This window comes from Paraclostridium benzoelyticum, from assembly GCF_001006285.1.
In the GTDB taxonomy this organism is placed as follows: Bacteria; Bacillota; Clostridia; order Peptostreptococcales; family Peptostreptococcaceae; genus Paraclostridium; species Paraclostridium benzoelyticum.
Genome location: NZ_LBBT01000073.1, coordinates 42,023 through 48,950, shown reverse-complemented (window position 1 = coordinate 48,950; position 6,928 = coordinate 42,023). Strand labels below are relative to the sequence as shown.

4 protein-coding genes are annotated in these 6,928 nt (G+C 27.1%); 1 reads left to right on the top strand and 3 read right to left on the bottom strand.

The window, feature by feature from the left end; translation table 11 throughout:
* Nucleotides 1-134: 134 nt before the first annotated feature.
* Entirely contained in the window at nt 135-3,566 is a 3,432-nt protein-coding gene (locus tag VN21_RS03695; protein ID WP_046822101.1) for a pyruvate carboxylase, read from the top strand.
* Nucleotides 3,567-3,744: 178 nt separating this feature from the next.
* On the opposite strand, the gene VN21_RS03690 is transcribed toward VN21_RS03695, so the two are convergent.
* The 3 genes from VN21_RS03690 to VN21_RS03680 are packed head-to-tail and all read right to left on the bottom strand — an operon-like array spanning nt 3,745 to nt 6,661.
* Complete coding sequence (locus tag VN21_RS03690) at nt 3,745-5,742, bottom strand: HAMP domain-containing sensor histidine kinase (protein ID WP_046822100.1); 1,998 nt, start codon at nt 5,740-5,742, stop codon at nt 3,745-3,747.
* 24 nt (nt 5,743-5,766) lie between these two features.
* Entirely contained in the window at nt 5,767-5,991 is a 225-nt protein-coding gene (locus VN21_RS03685) for a hypothetical protein (protein ID WP_046822099.1), read from the bottom strand.
* Nucleotides 5,966-6,661, bottom strand: a complete 696-nt coding sequence (locus VN21_RS03680; RefSeq protein WP_046822098.1) for a response regulator transcription factor — start codon at nt 6,659-6,661, stop codon at nt 5,966-5,968. Before VN21_RS03680 ends, VN21_RS03685 begins: the two co-directional genes overlap by 26 nt.
* Nucleotides 6,662-6,928 lie beyond the last annotated feature (267 nt).

Sequence of the window (6,928 nt, the reverse complement as noted above, 5' to 3'; positions counted from 1 at the left end):
TCTACTATCATTGCTGAGGGTGATTCGATAAATATTTCTTATTTATTAAGGAGTTTTTATAATGATATTTAAAATTAAAGTAAATTAGTCTATAATCTTTAATATAAAAAGAATTAAGGGGGATTTTTTCAGTTATGCTTAAAAAAATTAATAAGATTTTAGTAGCCAATCGTGGCGAAATTGCAATTAGAATATTTAGAGCTTGCTCTGAATTAGGTATAAAAAGCGTTGGGATATATAGCAAAGAAGATAAATATTCTTTATTTAGAACTAAAGCTGATGAATCATATTTAATAGGAGAAGATAAAGGTCCTATTGATGCTTATTTAGATATAGATGGCATAATTGAATTGGCTAAAAGTAAAAATGTAGATGCAATTCATCCTGGATATGGGTTTTTATCTGAGAATCCAGAGTTCGTAAAAAAATGTGAAGAAAACGGAATAATATTTATAGGTCCATCTGCTGAAATAATGAATATGATGGGAGATAAAATTAACTCAAAACAAATAGCTAAACAAGCTGATGTTCCCACTATTCCAGGTGTAGATGAGTCAATTAAAAGCATAGAAAAAGCTAAAGAAATAGCTAATAAAATTGGTTATCCTATAATGCTTAAAGCTTCTAATGGCGGTGGCGGAAGAGGTATGCGAATTGTATACAGTGAAGATAGCTTAAATATAGAATACGAAACTGCATGTAGTGAATCAAGAAAAGCCTTTGGGGAGGATATTATATTTATAGAAAAATATATACCTAACCCAAAACATATAGAAGTTCAAATACTTGGAGATAAGTTTGGAAATATAGTTCATTTATATGAAAGAGATTGTTCAGTTCAAAGAAGACATCAAAAAATAATAGAATATGCTCCAGCCTTTTCTCTATCTGATAAACTTAGAGAACAAATATGTACTAATGCTGTAAAAATAGCTAAACATGTAGGCTATGTAAATGCAGGTACATTAGAGTTTTTAGTTGATGAAAATGAAAACTTCTACTTTATTGAAATGAATCCAAGAGTTCAAGTTGAACATACTGTAACAGAAATGATAACAGGTATAGACATAGTTCAAAGTCAAATATTAATAGCTCAAGGATTTAAACTAGAAGATGAACCTATAAACATAAAGTCACAAGAAGATATCCAAGTAAGAGGCTACTCTATCCAATGCAGAATAACTACAGAAGATCCAAAAAATAACTTCATGCCTGATACTGGAAAAATACAAGTTTATAGAACTGGTTCAGGTTTTGGTATAAGATTAGATGGAGGAAATGGATTCACAGGCTCTACAATAAGCCCTTACTACGATAGTTTATTAGTTAAGACAATATCTTGGGATAGAACTTTTAAAGGCGCTATAAACAAAACAGTTCGTTCAATTAAAGAACTTAGAATTAGAGGTGTTAAAACAAATATAGGTTTCTTAGTTAATGTTTTAAATAACCCAATTTTTTCACAAGGAAACTGTAGTACAAAATTCATTGATGAAAATCCCGATTTATTTGAAATAAAAGAAAGTAAAGATAGAGGAACTAAACTACTTCAATTTATAGGAAATACTATAGTAAATGAAAATAAGTGTTCTGAAAAACCTGAGTTTCAAACTATATATAACCCTAAATCAAGTAATACATTTTCTCCAAACGAAGGAAGTAAAATTCTATTTGATAAACTAGGTAAAAAAGACTATTTAGAATCTATAAAAAAAGAGAAAAAATTACTTCTAACGGATACAACTATGAGAGATGCTCATCAGTCTCTTTTAGCAACAAGACTTAGAAGTTATGACTTACTAAAAGTTTCACAGCAAACAAGTGAGCATATGAAAGATTTATTCTCTCTTGAAATGTGGGGAGGAGCAACTTACGACGTAGCATATAGATTCTTAAAAGAATCTCCGTGGGTAAGACTTGAAAAACTAAGAGAAGAAATTCCTAATATAATGTTTCAAATGCTATTTAGATCATCTAACGGAGTTGGTTATAAAAACTATCCCGATAACGTTATAAAGGAATTCTTAAAAGAATCTGCAAATAAAGGAATTGATGTTTTTAGAATATTTGACTCTCTTAACTGGGTTGAAAATATGAAACCATCTATATATACAGCTCTTGAGACTGGTAAAATTGTTGAATCTACTATATGTTATACAGGAGATATTTTAGATCCAAATAAGACTAAGTATAATTTAGAGTATTACATTAATATGGCTAGACAATTAGAAGAATTAGGTTCTGATATTATATGTATCAAAGATATGGCAGGTCTTTTAAAACCATATGCTGCCTATACTCTTATAAAAGCATTAAAAGAAAATGTTAATACTCCTATTCACCTACACACTCATGACACAAGTGGTAATGGAGTTGCTACATGCTTAATGGCTTCTGAAGCTGGAGTTGATATTGTTGATGGAGCACTTGAAACAATGGCAGGACTTACTAGTCAGCCTTCATTAAATTCAATTGTAGAAGCTCTTAAAAACACAGAACGAGATACTAAAATAGATTTATATGGATTTGAAGAATTGGGTAATTACTATAAAGATTTACGTAATGTATACTCAAAATTTGAAAGTGATTTAAAGAACCCATCTGCTGAAATTTATAAATATGAAATTCCAGGTGGTCAATATACAAACTTAAAGCCTCAAGCTGACAGTTTAGGTTTATCTGATAAGTTTGATCAAGTAAAAGAAAAGTATAAAGAATCTAATGAAATATTAGGTGATATAATTAAAGTTACTCCATCATCTAAAGTTGTAGGTGATTTAGCAATATTTATGGTAAAAAATAAATTAGATAAAGATAATATAGTTTCAGAAGGGAAAAATCTTTCATTCCCAGACTCAGTTGTTGACTATTGTAGGGGTATGATAGGTCAACCTGAAGGAGGAATTCCTAAGGACATTCAAAAAGTCGTACTAAAAGGAGAAGCTCCTATAACAGTAAGACCTGGAGAGTTAATTCCAAGTGAAGATTTTGAATCTGTAAAAACATATCTAGATGAAAAATTTAATATGGATTCTAATGTAAGAAATGTATTAAGTTACACACTTTATCCTAATGTTTATGAAGATTATTTAAAGCATCTACAGTTATATAACGATATCTCAAAACTTGAAAGTCATGTATATTTTTATGGTTTATCAATAGGGGAAGAATGTGAAGTAGAGATTGAAGAAGGAAAAGTATTAACTATAAAGTTAATAGAAATAGGGGATATAAAAGATGACGGAAATAGAACTTTATCATTTGAACTAAATGGAATGATGAGAGATGTAGAAGTTAATGATACTCACTATAGTTCAAATATAAAAGATATCTTAAAAGCTGATATGAACAATCCTTTACAAATAGGTGCTAGCATTCCTGGAAAAGTTGTAAATATATTAGTTAAAGAAAACGAAGAAGTTAAAGAAAATCAGCCACTTATCGTTATCGAAGCTATGAAAATGGAAACTGTTATAGTAGCTAAAACAAGTGGATGTGTTAAATCTATTTATGTAAGTCAAGATGAAATGGTAAAAGATAAACAATTACTAATAGATATGAAATAAAAATAAAAAGCTATATCAAGTTGACTGCAACTCCGTATAAATAGATAAGTTTTGCTCCCCAAATCAAAAATTCGCTACGCTCATATCGCCGAACGTGGTCGCTAAAAATACGATTTGAAAGGTCGCTAAAACTTATCTATTTATACTATGCTGACTTACTTGATATAGCTTTTTTATTTTATATTGTGTTGAATGAGAGTTCTACTTTAAATAAGTCTCCATCTATTTGAACCCCTAATTTACCACCTTGAAGTTGTACTAAGTCTCTAGCAATAGCTAGTCCAAGTCCGCTTCCCTCTGTATTTCTAGCTAAGTCTCCCCTTTTGAATCTTTCAAGTATTTCACTTGCTTCAAAGTTTAATTCGTATGCTGATATATTTTTCATAGACACAAATACTTGATTTTCATTTACTATCATATCTACATACACCCTTGTATTTTCATGAGAGTATTTAGATATATTTACTAATAAATTTTCAAATACTCTATACATTCGTCTTCCATCACAATTTATATAAACAGGTTCTTTTGGGATATTTAATTTTAAACTCAAATTAGATTCTATTAATTTTTCTTCATTTTCGCCTATACTTTGTCTTAATAGTTGATTTAAATCCAACCTTTCAATATTAAGATCAATATTTCCACTACTTGCTTTACTAGCCTCAAACAAATCTTCTATAAGATTTTTTAAACGTTTTGACTTATTGTCTAATATATTTATATAATCATTTAAGTACTCAGGCTGTACATTTTCTTCTTTTTTGATTAAATCAACATAATTGATTATTGATGTCAAAGGCGTTTTTAAATCATGACTTACATTTGTTATAAGCTCCGTTTTCATTCTTTCACTTTTTAATGTTTCTTCTATTGCATTTTCTAGTCCGTCACTTAAATTATTTATATTTTCTGCAAGAATAGTTAAGCTATTATTATCTCTTAATCTTATTTTATGATTTATATCTCCATTTTTTATTTTTTCTGTACCTTCTATTATTTCATCTATATAAGCTAATCGATTTATTGTATATCCAGTTACAATAAATAAAACTGACGATAGTATAGTTAAAATAAACATAACTACTCTAAATGAAATTGAATAAAATTGCACATTAAAAAACATAAGTATAAATGCTGTACACATTAGTATTAATAAATCTAGTAAAATCAATCTTTTTATTAAAGGTACTTTTTTCCCATAATTAATTGTATTTGTTATTACATTTGTAAAAAAGCTTCCAACCCTATAAGTTATACTATTTTTAAAAATCTCAGTCTTTTTTTCTAAATTTATAAAGCAACTTATCCAAATAAATATGAAACTTAAAAATATAAACTTTAAAATTACAGACCATCTAGAGCTTACTTCTAAAATTGAAAACATACCTAATACTAAAAATATAAAAGCATATATTTCTAAAGGTGTTTTTGTATATATTTTTAATATTAAACTATCTTTATTTATAAGTTTTTCTTTATTTTTTATAAACGCTATTAATGAAATAATCGATATGATAGCTGATATTATTAAAACTTTAATTAAATCTTTTGATAAATTTTTATAATGCTCAAACTGATTGTAATTCCATTTAAACCCCAGGCTATCATAGTAGTCTAAGTTGTAGTTAATTTGTTTCGGGAATGACATACTGATTTTAAGGTTCTCTTCCGTACCCCAATAATTATTTGCTCTATTTAGCTTATATACATTTCGTTTGTTATTCATAATTTTAGTGTATTTAACTAAATTATCTTGAAAATCAATATCTAGATTATAATAATCTTTTTGATATTTTCTAAACTCTTCGTTATTTATAAAGTTAGTATTACTATAAACTTCTCCCGTAGAATTATTTTCAATAAAAAATTTCATACCTTTAATTTCAGCTAATTTTCTTCTACCCTCTACTATATCTTCCTTTTGATATTTACTTGATGTTGATATCTCCATGTTTGTTAATATATTTGGAAGAATCCTACTTTCAAATGCATCGCTTTCAAAAAAATTACTTGCATGTGGTATATTTGAATTATTGATTAAATTACTTGGTTTTATCTTATTGTATGTATATCCAAAAAATAAGTCGCCAGCTATTGCTCCAAATATTGCTGTTGAAATTAATAATATGATTAAAGTTATAAACTTTAATATTTTTTTATTTGTCTTTTTCATTTATTCACCCATTTCTTTACTTACCTATAATAGATTAATAGCTCTCATAATTTTGTAAAAAACAAAATTTGAAATTGCTAAGACTAAAAATTGCATCCCTAACTGTCCTTCTAAATATGTAAATCCTATTAAAACAGCTCCAACTTGTGCCATAAAGAAAAATATAAGTAAAAGTGCAAAATGCATTACTAGCTGTATATTCCATCTTTTTATTTTAAAAATGTTATAACTTCTCGATTTTGTATCCAACGCCCCACACCACCTTTAAGTATCTTGGTTCTTTAGGATTAATTTCTATCTTTTCTCTGATTCTCCTAATATGAACACTGACTGTATTTTCTGAGTTAAAACTCTCTTCTTCCCAAACTCTTTCATAAATTTCATCTATTGAAAAAACTCTACCTTTATTAGATATTAAAAGATTTAAAATCTTAAATTCTATAGGTGTAAGTTTAACTAATTCTTCATCAACAAATACTTCTTTACTATTAATATGTAATTTAAGATCTCCACTTTGCAAAATATCTTTATTTTCTACAGATTCGTAATTTCCTAAATTTATGTATCTTCTGAGTTGCGATTTAGTCCTTGCTATAAGTTCTAATGGATTGAATGGTTTTGTTATATAATCATCTGCTCCAATATTTAATCCAATAATTTTATCACTATCTTCACTTTTTGCAGATACTAATATTATTGGTATATTTTTTTCTTCTCTAATTTTTATGGTAGCTTTTATTCCATCTAATTTAGGCATCATTATATCCATAATTATCAGATGAATATTTTCTGATACTAAAATTTCTAATGCTTCCATACCATCATAAGCTTTAAATATATTAAATCCTTCATTTTTTAAGTAAATCTCAATAGAATCTACTATTTCTTTATCATCATCAACAACTAAAATATTACTCATATACTTACCTCACTTAATTTAATCATCAGTTTTGATTATACAATATCCCGACCTTTCTATCTTTATTTTTTCTATATTTATATAATAAACTATAAATCTTAAGATTTTCTTAACATAAATCTTAAGATTTTCTTACAATTTCTTTCTAATTTCTTTCTTCCTAAAAGTATCTTCATATATTAGACGAAAAATTATTCAAAAAAGTTTCATTTTTAATAAAAATTTCCACAAAAAAAGACATTTATAACTTATAGTTATAAATGTCCT